This is a genomic window from Pseudomonas sp. LAP_36, from assembly GCF_019456785.1.
Taxonomy (GTDB): domain Bacteria; phylum Pseudomonadota; class Gammaproteobacteria; order Pseudomonadales; family Pseudomonadaceae; genus Aquipseudomonas; species Aquipseudomonas tritici.
This window is the reverse complement of record NZ_JAHZMS010000001.1, coordinates 21,718-38,237: the sequence shown is the minus strand read 5'-3', so window position 1 is coordinate 38,237 and position 16,520 is coordinate 21,718. Positions and strand designations below refer to the sequence as shown.

At 60.3% G+C, this 16,520-nt stretch carries 12 protein-coding genes and 1 tRNA gene; 6 read left to right on the top strand and 7 right to left on the bottom strand.

The window, feature by feature from the left end; genetic code table 11:
- Nucleotides 1–29: 29 nt before the first annotated feature.
- Nucleotides 30–2,123, bottom strand: a complete 2,094-nt coding sequence (gene sctV, locus JBO08_RS00165; RefSeq protein WP_065890577.1) for a type III secretion system export apparatus subunit SctV — start codon at nt 2,121–2,123, stop codon at nt 30–32.
- Nucleotides 2,120–3,184, bottom strand: coding sequence for a type III secretion system gatekeeper subunit SctW (sctW, locus tag JBO08_RS00160; RefSeq protein ID WP_065879672.1), 1,065 nt, complete (start codon nt 3,182–3,184; stop codon nt 2,120–2,122). Before sctW ends, sctV begins: the two co-directional genes overlap by 4 nt.
- Nucleotides 3,185–3,446: 262 nt before the next feature.
- Between sctW and JBO08_RS00155 the strand changes: the two genes are divergently transcribed.
- A complete protein-coding gene (locus tag JBO08_RS00155; protein ID WP_065875213.1) occupies nt 3,447–3,998 on the top strand; it encodes an RNA polymerase sigma factor in 552 nt (183 codons plus the stop codon).
- 191 nt (nt 3,999–4,189) lie between these two features.
- Nucleotides 4,190–4,266: transfer RNA gene (locus JBO08_RS00150), tRNA-Met, on the top strand.
- A gap of 109 nt (nt 4,267–4,375) precedes the next feature.
- Here the strand turns inward: JBO08_RS00150 and JBO08_RS00145 are convergent.
- Nucleotides 4,376–8,698, bottom strand: coding sequence for an AvrE-family type 3 secretion system effector (locus JBO08_RS00145; RefSeq protein WP_220074617.1), 4,323 nt, complete (start codon nt 8,696–8,698; stop codon nt 4,376–4,378).
- A 178-nt stretch (nt 8,699–8,876) separates the two neighbouring features.
- On the opposite strand from JBO08_RS00145, the gene JBO08_RS00140 reads away from it, so the two are divergent.
- The 3 genes from JBO08_RS00140 to pgeF are packed head-to-tail and all read left to right on the top strand — an operon-like array spanning nt 8,877 to nt 12,294.
- On the top strand, nt 8,877–9,656 hold the full coding sequence (locus tag JBO08_RS00140) for a PhzF family phenazine biosynthesis protein (protein WP_220074618.1): 780 nt from the start codon (nt 8,877–8,879) through the stop codon (nt 9,654–9,656).
- A gap of 37 nt (nt 9,657–9,693) precedes the next feature.
- The gene (ggt, locus tag JBO08_RS00135; RefSeq protein ID WP_220074619.1) at nt 9,694–11,523 is read left to right on the top strand and encodes a gamma-glutamyltransferase; all 1,830 of its coding nucleotides are present in this window, start codon (nt 9,694–9,696) and stop codon (nt 11,521–11,523) included.
- Between the two features lie 27 nt (nt 11,524–11,550).
- Nucleotides 11,551–12,294: a peptidoglycan editing factor PgeF gene (gene pgeF, locus JBO08_RS00130; protein ID WP_220074620.1), complete on the top strand. Its 744-nt coding sequence runs from the start codon at nt 11,551–11,553 to the stop codon at nt 12,292–12,294.
- Here the strand turns inward: pgeF and ddlA are convergent.
- Genes ddlA through JBO08_RS28060 form a run of 3 tightly spaced genes read right to left on the bottom strand, consistent with a single transcriptional unit; the run spans nt 12,284 to nt 14,184 of the window.
- Nucleotides 12,284–13,378, bottom strand: coding sequence for a D-alanine--D-alanine ligase (gene ddlA / locus JBO08_RS00125; protein ID WP_220074621.1), 1,095 nt, complete (start codon nt 13,376–13,378; stop codon nt 12,284–12,286). The genes pgeF and ddlA overlap by 11 nt on opposite strands.
- Nucleotides 13,379–13,422: 44 nt before the next feature.
- On the bottom strand, nt 13,423–14,061 hold the full coding sequence (locus JBO08_RS00120) for a LysE family transporter (RefSeq protein ID WP_065875219.1): 639 nt from the start codon (nt 14,059–14,061) through the stop codon (nt 13,423–13,425).
- Nucleotides 14,062–14,094: 33 nt separating this feature from the next.
- Nucleotides 14,095–14,184: a helix-turn-helix transcriptional regulator gene (locus JBO08_RS28060; RefSeq protein WP_225930676.1), complete on the bottom strand. Its 90-nt coding sequence runs from the start codon at nt 14,182–14,184 to the stop codon at nt 14,095–14,097.
- A 75-nt stretch (nt 14,185–14,259) separates the two neighbouring features.
- On the opposite strand from JBO08_RS28060, the gene JBO08_RS00110 reads away from it, so the two are divergent.
- Nucleotides 14,260–15,069 carry an AraC family transcriptional regulator gene (locus JBO08_RS00110; RefSeq protein ID WP_220074622.1) on the top strand — a complete coding sequence of 270 codons (810 nt, stop codon included), beginning with the start codon at nt 14,260–14,262 and terminating at the stop codon, nt 15,067–15,069.
- Nucleotides 15,070–15,108: 39 nt separating this feature from the next.
- On the opposite strand, the gene JBO08_RS00105 is transcribed toward JBO08_RS00110, so the two are convergent.
- Nucleotides 15,109–16,452 carry an MFS transporter gene (locus JBO08_RS00105; RefSeq protein WP_220074630.1) on the bottom strand — a complete coding sequence of 448 codons (1,344 nt, stop codon included), beginning with the start codon at nt 16,450–16,452 and terminating at the stop codon, nt 15,109–15,111.
- Nucleotides 16,453–16,520 lie beyond the last annotated feature (68 nt).

Here is a 16,520-nt window from a genome sequence, read left to right as displayed (position 1 = left end):
AGCCCTCCGTACTGAACCCAGGCCAACCCTCATGCCACCGCACCGCGCATCAATTCATTCTGGCCCAGGTCGAAACGCCCCAGTACTTTGACCTTGGACGTGCTGCTCAGCTCGGCAAAGGACAGCACCGGCACGTGGTTGAATTCTTCCAGCAACAAGGTACGCAGCGGGCTGCGCAAATCCTGCGCCACCAACATCACGCTCTTGAGTTTCGGGCGCACCGAGAAGGCCTGGTTGAGCAGCCCGACCAACGCCGCGCTATGTTCGTCGTCGAGTGCGAAGAACACCCCGGTCTGCGTCTGGCGTAGCGCTTCACGCAGGATGTTTTCGGTCTGCGGCGACAGCAACCAGGCATGCAGACCGTCGGCTTCGCTGTACTGATGGTAGATCTGTGCCTTAAGCGCAATGCGCGCGTAGTCGGCCAGCGCGTCCGGCTCACGTTCATGCTGGCCGTACTCGATCAGTGACTCGACAATCAGTCGTACAGCCCGCAACGGCACACCTTCGCTGGCCAAGCGTTGCAACACCGCTGAAAAACGCGACAGCGGCATGATCCGCTGCAGCTCCTGAACCAATTCCGGCTGGTTGTGCTCCAGCCAACTAAGGATCGACTTGCTCTCCTGAATCCCCAGGAACTGCGGCCCGCTGAGCATCATTGCCTGCTTCATGCGCTCAACGATCAGACTCGCTGCGGTGAAGCGTTCCACCTGTGGATCATCGAGCAGCGGATCATTCGGCGCCAACCAGACCCAATGCTGTTCATCGCGATCTGCCAAACCCGGTATCGCGTGTGCAGGCTCGACCGTCAGCGCCTTACGCTCAACCGCCACATGAGTGACCACCGAGGCCTTGACCATCGGTACCTCATGCACACAGAAGCGCATTTCATCATCGGCGAGCGAATCATCGAGCTCCACCTCGAACGGTGGCAGTGTCAGGCCGATATTGGCGACCAGTGCGTTCCGGGCCTGGCGAATCGAGTGGACAAGGTCCGTCACCTCAGGCGTCCCTCGCAGTACCGGAGAGAACTGCAACAGGTACGGCCTTGACGGATCAAACCCACGCAAGTCCTCATGACCGTTTTCTTCGGGACGCACCGCTTCCGCGGCTTCAGCTTCGGGTTGCTCCTGCCGTTGACGCTGGCGCATCAGGTAGTACCCCAAGCTACCGGTTATCGTCGCGATGAGGATAAACACCCCGGTAGGCATGCCGGGTACTGCAGCAAATGCAAGCATCCCCACCGAGGCGATCATCCAACTCTTGGGTTCGCTGGTCATTTGCCGGGCAATTTCGGCGCCCATGTTGCTGACACCCTTGCGCCCGTCCGGCGCCACACGGGTGATGATCATGCCGGCGGTGAGGGAGATCAGCAGCGCGGGAATCTGCGCAATCAGGCCATCGCCTATGGTCAGCACCGAGTACAGCGCCATTGAATCGGCGGCACTCAATCCGTGCTGGAACATGCCCGTGGAGAAGCCGCCCAACAGGTTGACCACAACGATAATCAAGCCCGCGATGGCGTCACCCTTGACGAACTTCATGGCCCCGTCCATGGCCCCGAACAATTGGCTCTCGCGCGACAACTGCTCGCGTTTGTCCCGTGCCTGCATGCCGTCAATCAGGCCAGCACGCAGGTCGCTGTCGATGGACATCTGCTTGCCGGGCATCGCATCCAGGCTGAACCGCGCCGCGACTTCCGCCACCCGCTCCGAGCCCTTAGTGATCACCAGAAAGTTGACTAGGGTCAGGATCAGGAAGATCACCATCCCCACGGCCAGGTTGCCGCCGACCACAAAATTGCCGAAGGCTTCGACGATGTCACCGGCGTCTTGCTCCAGCAGGATCAGGCGCGTGGTCGCGATCGATAGCGCCAGGCGAAACATGGTGGTCAACAGCAGGATCGACGGGAACGAAGAGAACGCCAGAGGACCTGGCAGGTACAGTGCCAACACGATCAGCAGGCACGAGATGCAGATGTTGAGCGCGATCAGGATGTCCACCAACCAGGTGGGCAACGGCACGATAAAAATGAAGACGATGGCCAGCACTACCACAGCGCCCAGCACTTCGGCGCGCTGCGCTACCTTGAGCAAAAAGCGGTTGATGGCCGAAAGCGCTGTCACGCCAAGGCCCCCAGTTCACTTGGAAAACGTGCAGGGCCACGCGCGATCCGTTCCAGTTCCCCCATCACCGCCAGGAAGCCACGAAGGGTTTCTTCACGCACTCGACTGTCGAGCCATAACGCTAATGGCAATTGCTGGACCAAGGGGTAAAGGGCATTGAGCGACACCAATTGCTGGGCATTCGGACCACCCGCCAGTTCATCGCCGATCCGAAGAATCTCAGCAGCGGTGATACCAGTACCGGCGAAACTCAGCATGCGCTGCAGCAAGCTCACTGCGTCGTGATTGATGCCCAGGCGCTGGAGCAGCGCATGACAACCCGCCAGCACCCCGCTCAACTGCCCACAGCTTTGCAGGCCCAGTAACAAAGTGCGCAACAGCGGTGTCGGCATTGATGAGACCTTGGCCGCTATATCGTCAGCCAGCGCTTTGCGCATCACGTTGAGCCCGTCCGCAAACCGTTCGCCGCCGTACACGCCGAGCAGCGCCTGCATCATCGTCGACAACGATTGGCGCGTGACCACACTGGCGTAGTAGAGCGAACGCAGCGCCTGGCGCTCCTGCGGATCGACACTGGCCGCCTGCAGTGCCACGGCGATGTTCAGGCCGGCCTGAATCTCCCCTTTGAAGCGGACCTGCAGCTTGGCCATGGCATCACGCGCCAATGCCGCTTCGGACGGCCGCACTTCCGTGTCTGCCTGGGCCGCCACATATTTGAGCACGACGAACGCGCGCGCGGGGTCTCCCTCGGAAAGCCTCAGCAATTCGCCCACATCAGCCCGCTGCCGTAACGCGTCCCTGACCAGCAAAGCGATCATTGCCAGGGTCTTCTTGGCCGGATGACCTAGCTGACGATAAAGCTCCGCCATATGCTCGATCGGAGGCACGTGCACGCTCACCTTCCGCTGACTCAAGGGCTGGCTATTGTTTACCACTTCCAGGTTGAACAGGTAGGCGAGCTCATCCACGCCATTGACGGGCGCAGGCGTAGAGGTCTGGATGACAGCAGGTTGATCCAGGGGACGGACCGTTTGCACATCGGGGGAGGATTCGACTTTCATGGACAGACCTGAACAGGAAGAGTGTTTCCCTGTGTGGCAAGACCTGCTCAAACGGTTCCATCCAGCCGGATCCCGCGACAAATTTGAAAAGACTTGCACAGATCTTCAGAGCTCTGCGCAACGCACTGCACAAAAACGCCTCATTTCAAAATATTTATCTATATAAATTAATGGGTTAGAAAAGATTTTTTCTTGGCACAGCCAGTGCAAAAGGGGTTCCCGTCGACACACTTTCGACTGCGTCTATCCCAAGGAAACAATCATGAATATCCCTATTGAAGCTTTAGCGCACCTCGTTGGCAGCTCGCCTCAATTCATGCTTCACCTGACAGACGATCAGCAAAAAAAACTGCGGCGCTTTATTCACAAGCGCGTCCTCAACCCGGAAGATGCAGACGATCTTCTGCAATTGACGTACCTGGAAGCCTGGCGCAACCGAGAGCGTTTCAGCGGCAATGCCACACTCAGCACTTGGATGTGTGGTATCGCGCAAAACCTTATCCGCAATCACTTCAGGCGCCTGTACGCCAAGCCTGTGCATTGCGAATTTGATGAGTCGCTGTGGCATGGCCAGGAAGACAACCACAACCTGGACTGGGAATTTGAGGTGAACCGGCGCCTGGAAAAAACCCTGAGCGCCATCGACCACCTGCCGATGGAAATGCGCAAGACGCTATACGCCTCACTGGAAACCGACGGTAGCTACCAGGACACAGCTGACGCACTGGACATTCCTATCGGCACTGTTCGCTCGCGCCTTTCAAGGGCGCGCGAGCAGCTTAAACGCGCCACACACAACTCGCAGTTTCCTTAAAGCCAGACCACGCGTTGGGCGGCAGGGATATCTGCCCAACGCGATCAGGCTTTTCGGGTACTCGACAGGGTGAATCACGAACCACTCGTCGCTAGATCCGGTGATTTCGCTTAAACAGTTGAAAGCGTAGATAAAAATTCAAAATAAATGCTTGACGCATTTCTGTTCTACGCGAATAATGCGCGCCACTTGGCTACATAGCTCAGTTGGTTAGAGCATAGCATTCATAATGCTGGGGTCCGGGGTTCAAGTCCCTGTGTAGCCACCAAGTACTAAAAACGGCTTACCGAAAGGTAGGCCGTTTTTTTATGCCTCGCGAAAACTGCATGGACCGCCTGACGCAGCACCTCGGCGCCGCGCTCACACGTCGAAGTGATTCAGATGATCGGCCGGTTTTGCGTCCTCACCCGCTGATCTGCCAGGTCAATAGTCAGATCATGCCTGGGCAGACTGCCCAGCGTATCGTTCAGGTTCATGCGCAACGGTTTATCGGGATCCATTCCGTATTCAAGATCAGCATTGACGCGTTTCTGCGTGAGACTCAGCCCAGCGCTGCTGGAAAAACTGAGATTCATAGTGGGTATCGACATGCCATGGGATTGCGTCGTGGTGTAGCTCAGGCTCATGTTTTTGACACGCAGGTTGGTACGGTCACTCAGGGCACGCCGGATCAGCGGTTCGGTACTTTCACCGGCGAGGTGGCTACGCTCTATTGCGCGCAATACCTGCGGCTTGAGCTCCATGCCGAGCTTCACTGAAGCGCCCTCACCCTGGCGCCACTGATCAAGTACCTGGGCAAACTGGGGGTCATCCTTCAACCACTGTTCAATGGCCGCCTTGTTGGCCGGCGCCACATCATCCAGCCAAGCATGGCGCCCGTCATCCCGTAACCCCACACGCGTGACGGAAGACTCGACCGACGCCAGTTGGCGCAGCCCGTTCTTCACCAGGTCCTGCTGGGTGATCAACTTATCCAGTGACTGGCTGATGGCGTGATAAGCGTCCGGCTTCGTTGCCATGGGCGGATGAGTCGTGAGAAACCGTTGCACGGTGGCCAACTGTTGATCGATGGTGCTCCCCGACAGCCCGATCGCTGCCAGCTCCCGCCTGAAAGTCGGCGAGTAAAGCGACACGCTGCGGGTGAGTTCATCCATCTGAGACTGCGTAACCGGTTGCGGATGCTTGAACGAAAAACTGAAAGCCTGCGATTCGCCGCGATCAAACTTCACCATGACCGACAGTTCCGGCAACAAGGCCGCCGCCGCGCTGGGCCCGTCACTGTCGGCCCGGCCTAACGCCAACGCGTTGAGCGGCGCGATGTTGGCGCCAACCCCGCCCTGCCTGAATAATTGAGCACTGGTTGTCGTACCTTGGCTGGTACCTGTTGCGGTGTACGTGGTCGACTGGCTCTTATCTGCATGCGCGAGATTGAGGTTGCCCACCACACCGACGCCAGCGCGTATCACTGAGTCCAACTCGGCGATGTTTTCCCGCGGGCTGTACATCAAGCGCAATTGGGTGAGTACGTCCAGATTGACGTCACCACTGATCTTGGAGCTCTTGCCTGTCGCGTGCTCCTCACCCAACGCCAGCAAGTCATAGACGGTACCGTTCTCGCCGGTAAGGATCGACATCATCTTGCCAAAGTCTGCTTCTTTCACGTCAAAGCCGATGCTCGACCCTGTGTTTTTCGCCACCGCTGCTGTCAGTTCCGCAGCGACCCTCAAGGCCGGCCCCACCGCCTCCGGTCCTCGCCCCAGCGTCAAGCCAGAGGCCACCGAACCGGCCAGCCGCCGCATATCGTCCGTACTGATCTCAACCCGCGCGCCTTTGTCGGTGCGGCTGATACTCACACCGTGGGTATGCGACTTGGAGGCGCCCAAGAAGAACTCCAGGGGGGCTATGGGTTTTACCTCCGTCACCATCAACCCCACGCTTTTACCTTGGGTCCGGCTCGGCGCGAGGGTCTGGCCACTGCCCAGTCGCTGTACCTGCTGCGTCATTGCCTCCTTGATGGAAGCACCGGTGGGCAATCCCAGCAGGCTCGAAAGATGCCAGTGCAGCGCAGAACCAGGTGTTCCAAGGTCCTTGGCCAACAGTTTGAAGTTGCCATACAACGACTCCGCCTGCTCATAGCTGGCAATACCTTGGCTGGCCAGTGTGTGGACAGGGCTGGTTTTATACGCCTGCATCGTCTCGCGCAGAGCGGTTCCTATGCGCTCCAGGCCGCTTGGGCTAACGCCTGACGTATCGTCGAGCGCACGTGCCAGATCCGCCAGTTGCTTGAGCGTGCTTGCATGATGAATCAGGTCGCCCTCGATGAGTGCCGAGGGGTGGTCACGGTTGCGCTGGCGCTCGGGCGTCCAAGCAGGAAGCGCCAAGCCTTGGCCTTCAAGGTTGGCCAATAGCGCAGCGGTCGATTTTTGCGCCGAGGGGGAGACTCTTTTAAACACGTCATACAGTTGATGCAGCGTCGAACCGGGGTCGATCGCCGCCCTGCTCAACGTGGGCCGAGCGTCAAATGCCATGCCATGCACGTCTGCCAGGCGGCGCGCGCTTGACTGGCTACTGTGTTCGACGTCGGTCAGCGCTTGGCGGATCTGCTCGGCCAACGCCTGACGCGGCCCCGGCTTGCTCAGGGCGGCGAGCCGCACGCCCAGGTCAGCAGGAACCGGCCGACTCTGCGCCAGAGGCTTGAGCTGTTCATGCAGGCGTTTATCGTCAGCATAGATCCCTTCCAGCCCCTTGCGGCCTTTGAAATGGTGCTGAATATACTTACCCATCTGGCTAAGGCCTTCCAGCGGGTGGAAGTGCGCCTTGATCCCTTTGATAAAATTGCGCTTGAGCGGCACCCCCTCACGGGATTGCCCCATCACATTGCTGCTGACGGTCAGCGCGCCCCCATTGAACTGTGCACGCATCGAAGTATCCACCAACGTATCAGCCAGTGACGGTGCCTGGCTCGTCAATTGCACCGGGCCCCACTTCATCGTACTGGCGGTGGCGTTCTCCAGCCGGTGGAACTGCTTGTCCCACCCGCCAACCAGGTGCTTATCGGCGCCCATCCGCAGGGATTCCAAGGGCTGGCGATCCGGTAGTTCAACCTTGCTCCAGCTTTGCGCCTGCTCGGTTTTGCCCTGCCAGGCCTGGCGATCCAACCTGAACAAATCGCCTTCCTGGGTATGTGCATACAGATTTCCCACGTGATCCAGGGCGAGTGTCTTTATGTCAATCGTGGGGCTCAGTTCCAACGCCCTGGCGACGCCGTCCTGATGGACCAGCAGCTGGTTATCCTGATTGACGGTCACAAAATTTCGGCCGTCCGCTACAGCGAATCCGGTCACGGGCTTTTGACTATCTCCGGCGAGCACCTCGTCAAGGGACACCTGCGGGCGCGGCGCGGGAAGTGCGGCCAGATCGTGACTGGCGCCCTCAATCAACGGGTCGCGCACTTGACTGATGGCTACCGCCTTCAATTGCCCCTCTTGCAGCACATAGGCGCGACCATCCAGCCCGCACGCCAGATGTTCGATACCAGGTTGCGCAGCGTTCTCCCAACGTTGTGCCGTCGCATCCCAGGTCAACAGGTTGCCTGCATCGAGTGCAATCTTGCCCCGTTGTCCGAGATCCACCGCCGACGCCAGCGCCTGCAGACTGGGCAGGGGCAGCCCTTTCTCGATGTGTTTGACCAGCACATCGCTGAGGTTCCATTGCGGGCTTAGTGCATGTCCGTCACTCAAGGGCACGCTGTGCAATTGAAGGCGTGCGTCGCGCACCTGGGCATTGAGTTGCCCGGCGTCATCATGAAAGAAGCCTTCCACATTGACGGCGCCCTTCAGCGTCCGCTCCAGCGCGTCGACCGTTTGCCTGACCATGGGCAGCTTGTCATCTCGTGCCATGCGCAGGTCGGCACGGACTAACTCACCGTCGGTGGTCGCACCAAACAAGGCGTTTCCCGACACCCCGATACGCATGAGTTGCACCGGCAAACCTGACTCATCGACCGGGCGCACAGTCTGTGCGCCAACCCCTTGGAGATGCACAACAGAAATATCCCGGTCCTGACTTAGCAGCACCGTAGTGCGCCCTTGGGCGCTGCTGTCTGCAAACGCTTCGGGCGTCTTCAGCAACTCACCTTCTTTGCTCAGGCCAATGCGGCTGAATGCGCGAGCATCCGCGTCTGGCTTCCAGGAAAGCGTGAGGGGCTCGAACCGAAACAGTCGTGCGCCATCCAGGCGAAACTGCTGGCCCTCTGCAGTGGTTTGAATGGCGCTGACGCTACCCAAATGCGCGCGCCCCGGGCCGTCACCTGCGCCGTCGGCAGCATCGGGAAAGCTGCTTTTGAACACCGCTGCGACAGCGGGTGTGGACTGAATATGAAACAGGTACCGACGTTCATCCTTCATCCGCAACGTATGGGTACCCGCTGCAGAAGGACCATCGGCCACATAGTGTTTATTCGGCTGGTTGAGGTGTTGGGCGATTTCACGCCCCGCAAGCGTCGTATCAGCCTGCACCTTCCCGTTGATAAGTCGGGCATCGAACTGCATTGAGGTCGGTTGAAGTGTTTGATAGTGGAGCAACGACACTGGCGGTAACAACGGCGGGCTTTTACGCGGAGGGGTTTCCTCGTGCCATTGCGTCACGCAATTGGCAAGGGCACGCTGTAATTTGAGAAGCGGATCTAATCCTGTGTGCATGGTAATGCTCCTAAACATAATGAATCACAGCTGTCTAGTGGGCACTCGCTGTTTTTGGTTCCACTTATGCCTAATCACAACGGCGACTTCATGCGCCCGAAAAAACCTTCCATCTGTATTTTGACGCTCGCCTGACCCACTGTTAGTGTCCGGCTCCCCCCTCAACGGAGTGCGCTCGATGAAACTGGATATCTATCAAGTCGACGCTTTCAGCCAAACCGTCTTCGGCGGCAACCCGGCGGCGGTCTGCCCGCTGGCCGAGTGGCTGAGCGATGAGCAACTGCAGAACATTGCAGCGGAAAACAATCTCTCCGAAACCGCCTACTTCGTCCCTCGTGAGGGGTTCTATGAGTTGCGCTGGTTTACCCCGCAAGTCGAAGTGGACCTGTGTGGCCATGCCACGCTCGCGGCGGCGTGGGTGCTGATCCATCAGATGGCGGATGCGCCAGACGTGTTGCGCTTTGCTACCCGTAGCGGCGAGCTACGGGTAACGCGTCAGGGCGATGAACTGGCGATGGACTTCCCCGCCAAGCAACCTCAAGGCTGCGAACCGCCCGCGGGCATGTTGAGCGCGCTGGGCATTGAACAGGCCGAAGTGTTCAGCACCGATGACTACATCGTGCTGCTCGAAGACGAAGCCCAAGTTGCCGCATTGACGCCAGATTTCGCAGGCCTCAAGGGCCTGCCCAAGCGCGGGATTGCGGTAACGGCCAAAAGCACGCAGTTTGATTTTATCTCCCGTTGGTTCGGCCCGAATGTGGGCGTGAATGAAGACCCGGTTACCGGATCGGCCCACACGTCATTGGCGCCGTTCTGGGCCGAACGCTTGGGCAAGGTGCAACTCACCGCAGAACAAGGCGGCAAGCGCCGTGGCCAATTGCGCTGCGAACTCATGGGGGACCGCGTGATCATTTCCGGTCATGCGGTGCTCTACCTGCAAGGCACGATTTACCTGTAAAAAAGCAGTACCCCAAGGACAACAGATCATTCTCAAAATGAACGGAGTTCAGCGCGTGTTTTCGATTTCCCGCCGTCAATTGTCAGTGGTTGCCGCAGCCCTCGCCCTGGCAGCCTGCCACACGCCTGTCACCGAACAGCCGCCGGCACCGGAGCTGGGTTCGGGCTATCGCACCGGCCTCACGACCCAACACGCCGAGCGTCATATGGCCGCTGCCGCCAACCCCCTGGCGGCCGAGGCCGGACGCGACATGTTGCGCCTGGGCGGTTCGGCGATTGATGCAGCGATTGCGATGCAAGCGGTGTTGACCCTGGTGGAGCCGCAATCATCGGGCATCGGCGGGGGTGCATTTATCATGCTGTGGGACGGCAAAAACGTGCAGGCGTATGACGGCCGTGAAACCGCACCGGCCGGGGCAACCGAGCGGTTGTTCCTGAAGGCAGACGGCAAGCCGATGACCTTTCCCGAGGCGCAGATCGGTGGGCGCTCGGTCGGTACGCCTGGCGTCTTGCGTGCACTCGAAATGGCACACAAAAAGACCGGCCACCTGCCGTGGGCCAAGCTGTTCGAACCGGCGATCAGGCTGTCGGAACAGGGCTTCGCGATTTCTCCGCGCCTGCACAGTTTGATCGCGGCCGATCGCTACATCGCGCAATCGCCAGACATGGCGGCGTACTTCCTGAACGCCGATGGCACGCCGAAAGCCATCGGCACCGTGTTGAAAAACCCGGCACTGGCAGACGTGTTCAAGCGCATCGCCAAGGAAGGGCCGGATGCGCTGTACCACGGGCCGATTGCCGATGAGATCGCCCGCACAGTGCAGGGCAATCGTAATGCGGGCAGCCTGTCCCTGGCAGACCTGAAGGGCTACACCGCCAAGGAACGCACGCCACTGTGCACTGACTACAAACAATGGAAGGTGTGTGGGATGCCGCCGCCGTCATCGGGTGGGATCGCCATCGCGCAAATCCTCGGCACCTTGCAGGCGCTGGAAGCCCACGACCCAGGGCTGGCCATCGCAGCGATGCAACCGGTGAAAAGCCCATCGCACGCAGGCCTTGAGCCGACACCCGAAGCCGTGCACCTGCTGGCCGAAGCCGGTCGCCTGGCCTTTGCTGATCGCGCGTTATACGTTGCCGACGCCGACTTTGTCCCGGTGCCGGTGGCAGGCCTTGTCGCACCGGACTACCTGGCCAGGCGCGCCACCTTGATCGGCGAGCGCAGCATGGGCATCGCCAAGCCGGGCTTGCCTGCGGGCATTCAGGTGGCTTACGCACCCGATCGCTCGCCGCTGCGCATCTCTACCTCGCAAGTGGTGGCAGTGGATGACCAGGGCGGCGCCGTGTCGATGACCACCACGGTGGAAGCGGCGTTTGGCTCGCATGTCATGGTCCAGGGCTTCTTGCTTAACAACCAGATGACCGACTTTTCGTTTATTCCCGAAGAAAATGGCCAGCCTGTTGCGAACCGTGTCGAGCCCGGCAAACGCCCGCGTTCGGCCATGGCGCCGACGCTGGTGTTCGACCGCAAAAGCGGCGAGTTACTGACCACGGTCGGCTCGCCCGGCGGATCGCAGATCATCGAATACGTGAGCAAGTCCCTGGTCGCGATGCTTGACTGGAAGCTCGACCCGCAAACCGCCATCAGCCTGCCCAACTTTGGCAGCCGCAACGGTGCGACCGAGCTGGAAGCCGGTATGTTCAGCCCCGCATTGAAACAGGCGCTCAAGGAGAAGGGCCATGCAGTGAGCGAGATCGATATGACCAGCGGCATCCAGGCCATCGTTCGCACGCGGGATGCCCAGGGCAAGGTGTCACTTAACGGCGGCGCCGACCCACGGCGCGAAGGCCAGGCGGTCGGCGACTGAACACTTCAATCAACGGAGAAAGCCCCCGTGCAGCAGGCAGATAATCTCAACGCCATCCCGGGCGTAGACCACGGTTTTTGTTCGATCAATGATCCGCTGCGCCCGGCAGAGGTGTTCATCTGCAAGCAGGTGCACAGTGCGTCGGTGATTGAATGGCAAGCCGAGCAGGTGACCAACACCGTGGAGGCGGATGGCGTGTACACGGGTGAGCATCAGCCAATCGCCGTGATCACTGCCGATTGCTTGCCCCTTCTGATTGCCTCGGAAAATGGCGAGAAGGTGGCGGCCGTGCATGGTGGCTGGAAGGGGCTGCAAGGCGGAATTATCGCCAATGCCGTGAAACGTTTTGCCGATGAAGGGATTAGCGTCGACCAATTGCGAGTCGCGATCGGACCGGCGATCAAACCTTGCTGTTATGAGGTGAGCGAGGCGTTTGTCGCCCAACTTCAGGCTGACCAGGGGCACTTGTGGCACAGCGCTCAGGCGCCTTGGAGCACCGTGCAGCCTGCACCGCTGTTGCCACCACAGATCGCGCCGCCGCAAGCCAGGCAAGCGGGAAGCGCGTGGTTTGATTTGAGTGGGTATGGAGGAATGTTGCTGCAAGCGGCAGGCGTTCGACCAGAGCAGATCGAGGTGAGTGAGGTATGTACTTACTGCACCTCACCCACGTTTGCGAGCTATCGCCGCAGGACACATCACCCGGAGGAAGCGAAGACGTTGATCTATTCGTGGATTGCCCCCTCGCCGCAAACCGCTGGCCTCACCGACTGATCTTCAGCCCCTTACGCCCCGCATGCCGCTCCAGCGCCAGCTCAATCAACCGGCTCACCAGCTCGCTGTAACTCATCCCCGCCGCCTGCCACAACTTGGGGTACATGCTGATGCGGGTGAAGCCGGGCAGTGAATTGATTTCGTTGATCAACACTTCGCCGGCATCGGTGAGGAACACGTCGACCCGCGCCAGGCCGGAACAGCCCAGCACCTCAAACGCCTCAATGGCCAGCCCGCGAATGCGCTCGCTGGCTTCGTGGCTGATATCGGCCGGTACCACCACTTTGGCAGCCTGGTCGTCGATGTATTTGCTGTCATAGGAATAGAAACCGTTGCTCACCACGATTTCGCCACAACCACTGGCAATAGGATGTTCGTTGCCCAGCACGGCGCATTCGATTTCACGGCCTTGGACGGCGGATTCAACCAGCACTTTTTCATCAAAGCCCAGGGCCAATTCGACGCCAGCCTGGTATTCGGCCTCGTCGCCGACCTTGCTCACACCCACCGAGGAGCCTTGATTGGCGGGCTTGACGAACATCGGCAAGCCGAGCTTGCTCACCGCCGTCTCAAAGGACGTACGCGACGCATTGCTCCGTGTCAGGGTGATGAACGGCGTAACGGCAATCCCGGCATCGCGCAGCAGGCGCTTGCTGATGTCCTTGTCCATGCACACCGCCGAACCGAGTACATCCGAGCCGACGAAAGGCAGGTCAGCCATGCGCAACAGGCCTTGCAGGCAACCGTCTTCGCCGAGGGTGCCGTGGACGATAGGGAAGATCACATCGACATGTTCCAGCAGGCCGGTGCCAGAGGTCTCCACCAGTTGCTGGCTGGCCTTGCCGGGCACTACAGCCAGTTCGCGGTTGGACTGGTTCAGGGCAATCAGGGCCGGGTTTTCCTGGTTGAGCAAGAAGTTCGACGTATCGTTGAGGTGCCAGTGGCCGGCCTTGTCGATGCCGATCAGCACCGGCTCGAAACGTGAGCGATCCAGCGCATCGACGATATTGCGCGCCGATTGCAATGAGACTTCGTGCTCGGCCGAACGGCCACCAAAAATAATACCTACCCGCACCTTGCTCATGACCCTGCCTCACTGTTGAAAGTAAGGCTTCTTACCACGTGCGGTCAGCGATTCGCTACCAGATGCGCGCCAAACAACAGGTAGCAGCCGCCGGCAAAGCGGTCGAGCCACTTACGCGAGCGGCTGTACACGTTAGCCATACGCTCGCTGGAAAACACCAAGGCCACGCAGGAATACCAACTGAACGACAAGGTCGCCATGGTGATCACCGCCAGCGTCAACAGCATCGGCGATGGCGAAGGCGGCATGGTCGAGGCGAAGATGGTGGCCACAAACAGTGCGGCCTTCGGGTTGGACAGATTACCCAGCAACCCCAGGCGCCATGCAGAGAACAGCGAACGACGCGCCTCAGCCGGCAGCACGTTCTGGCTCATGCTCGGTGCCGAGCGCTTGAAGAGTTTCAAGCCAAGGTAAATCAGATAGCAGCCGCCGATGATCTTGAACGCCATGTACAGCATCGGCGCGGCGGTAAACAGCGACTTGATGCCCAGGCCTCCCGCCAACCCCCACATGATGGTGCCCGTCGCCACACCGGCGGACGCCACCACACCATGGCGGCGCGAACAACTGGCGGCCAATTGCGCGGTGTTGAAGAAGTTAGGCCCCGGCGTCACCACCGCGACAGTCCAGAGCAGCGCCAGCGACAACAACGGAGCAGCGTACGGCAGGTGGGTGAGCAGCATCGAATGATCCTTCTTCGCGGTGTGGACAAGCCCCTACGGGTCGGCAGCCGGCTCTGCCATATGTACAAGCAAATCACCGGGCTGGCAATCCAGATAGGCGCAGATGGCATCCAGCTTGCACAATCGTTCAAGACCCGACAGACAAGCCGCCGCAGACTGGGTTAACGTGTTTCCACCTCTTTTTTGTGACCACTCACCATGGGCAAACCCTCCGTCACCCTCGATTGGCTACACCGCGCCCCGCACGCCAGTGGCCTGGACCGTATCGAGGCGTACTTCGCCGGCTTTGCCTTTGACCCGCATCGCCACGACACCTACGCCATCGGGCGTACGTTGACTGGCGTGCAAAGCTTTCACTATCGCGGCGCCATGATCCACAGCCTGCCAGGCACGACCATGGTGCTTCACCCCGATGAGACCCATGACGGTCACGCCGGCAGTGACGAAGGTTTCAAATACCGGATGATTTACGTCGAGCCATCGCTGATCCAGCAGATTCTCGGCGGCAAGCCGTTGCCCTTTATCCCCAGTGGTTTATCCACAGACCCAAGGCTGTTCCGCGCCAGCGAAGTGCTGCTGCAAAACCTGGATAACCCCATCGACCCGTTGCAGGAGCAGGACGCCCTGTTCGATTTGGCCCATGCGCTGAACAACCTCTCGGGCGTTATCGTCAGCCGCAAGACCTTCGATTACCTCGCCGCCGAGCGCGCCCGGGAGTTTATCCACAGCGCCTTGGGCCGCAGCATCACCCTGGATGAAATGGCCGAACACGCCGGCCGGGACCGCTGGGCGCTATCGCGGGATTTTCGCCTGTTGTTCGGCACCAGCCCCTACCGCTACCTGACCATGCGTCGGCTGGACCTGGTGCGCAGCCTGTTGACCCAGGGCCAGTCGCTGGTAGACGCGGCGTTGACCGCGGGGTTCACCGACCAGAGCCACATGACCCGGCAATTTCGCAGCACCTACGGCATGCCACCGTCGCGTTGGGTGAAGATGCTCGGGCGCTGAAACCCCGATTTGAAATGCAACCCGCTCCCACATTTTGATTTATGTTGCGTCCAAAAACGTGGTCGCCCCAGGGCTGCTTTCTCTCAAGCGCAGCGCCAACACCGCCCCCGCCAGCGCAATCGCCGCACTCCACCACAACGCGAGCTCAATCCCTCCCGCACTCGCTACCGACACCAATACCGCCAACCCCAGCGCCCCGCCGATCTGCTGGCTGGTGGACGCCATCCCCGCTGCCACGCCCTGCTCACCCGGCCGGATACCCAGACCCGCCGCTACCCACATCGCGGTCCAAGTCATGCCCTGGCCGATGCTCAAGATGAAAATCCCTGGCAGCAGCGACCAGAACCCCACACCGGTCGGCAACGCCCAGCACACCAGCGCGATTCCGACCGCGCCGGCCAGCTGCCCAATGACCAACGTATTACGCAACCCAATCCTGGCCAACGAGCGCTCCGCCAGCCAGATGCCGAACGTGCAAACCAACGTCGCCGGCAAAAATGCCAACCCCGCCTGCAACACGCTGTAGCCGTAGACTTGCTGGTAATACAACGCCAGAAAGTAGTACTGCACACCAAAACTGCTCATGAACACCGCCGTCAGCACCATCGCCATGCGCAGCTCACGGTAGGCCAACAAACGCAGCGGCATCAGCGGGTCGCGGCCGCGATGTTCGATCCAGGTGAACAGCCCGAGCAGGGCCACCGCCAACGCCAGGCAACCGAGGGTGGACGTTGCTGCCCAACCCCACTCCGGACCTTGTACCAACGAGAACACCAGCAAAGTACCGCCGACGGTCACGGTCAACGCGCCGCTGATATCAAAGTTGCGCCCCCGCGCACGCTCACCATCGGCGGGTATCCAGTAACGCGCCGCCCAGGCGCAGCCACCGGCCAAAGGCACATTCACCAAGAACACTGCTTCCCAGCCCCACACCTGGGTCAGTACACCACCGAGCAACGCGCCCAGCGCCAGGCCCGCCGCCGACGCCGCACTCCACACGGCGAACGCACGGTTGCGTGCTGGCCCTTCGGCGTAGTGGGTATTGATCAGCGCCAAGGTGGCCGGGAACAACATCGCGCCACCCACGCCCTGCACCGCTCGCGCCAGCACCAGCAATACCGCGCTGCCGCCGAGCACGGCCGCCAGGGAAGCCAATGCGTAGAGTGACTGCCCCACCCGGTACAAGCGGCGCTTGCCGAGCAAGTCCGTGGCCCTGCCGCCCAGCAGCAGGAAACCGCCAAACGCCACGCTGTAGGCGCTCACCACCCATTGCAATTGCTGGGCGGAGAAATCCAGGTGCGTGCCGATCTGCGGCAACGCGACAAACACAATGGTGGCATCCAGCGCGATGATCAGTTGCGCCGTGGCCAGCAACGTCAGCATCCAGCCTGAGGGTCGAGAGGAAGGCATCACAGCGTCCTGTCCGGAATGAGAGGTCGTCAGTGTCTTTC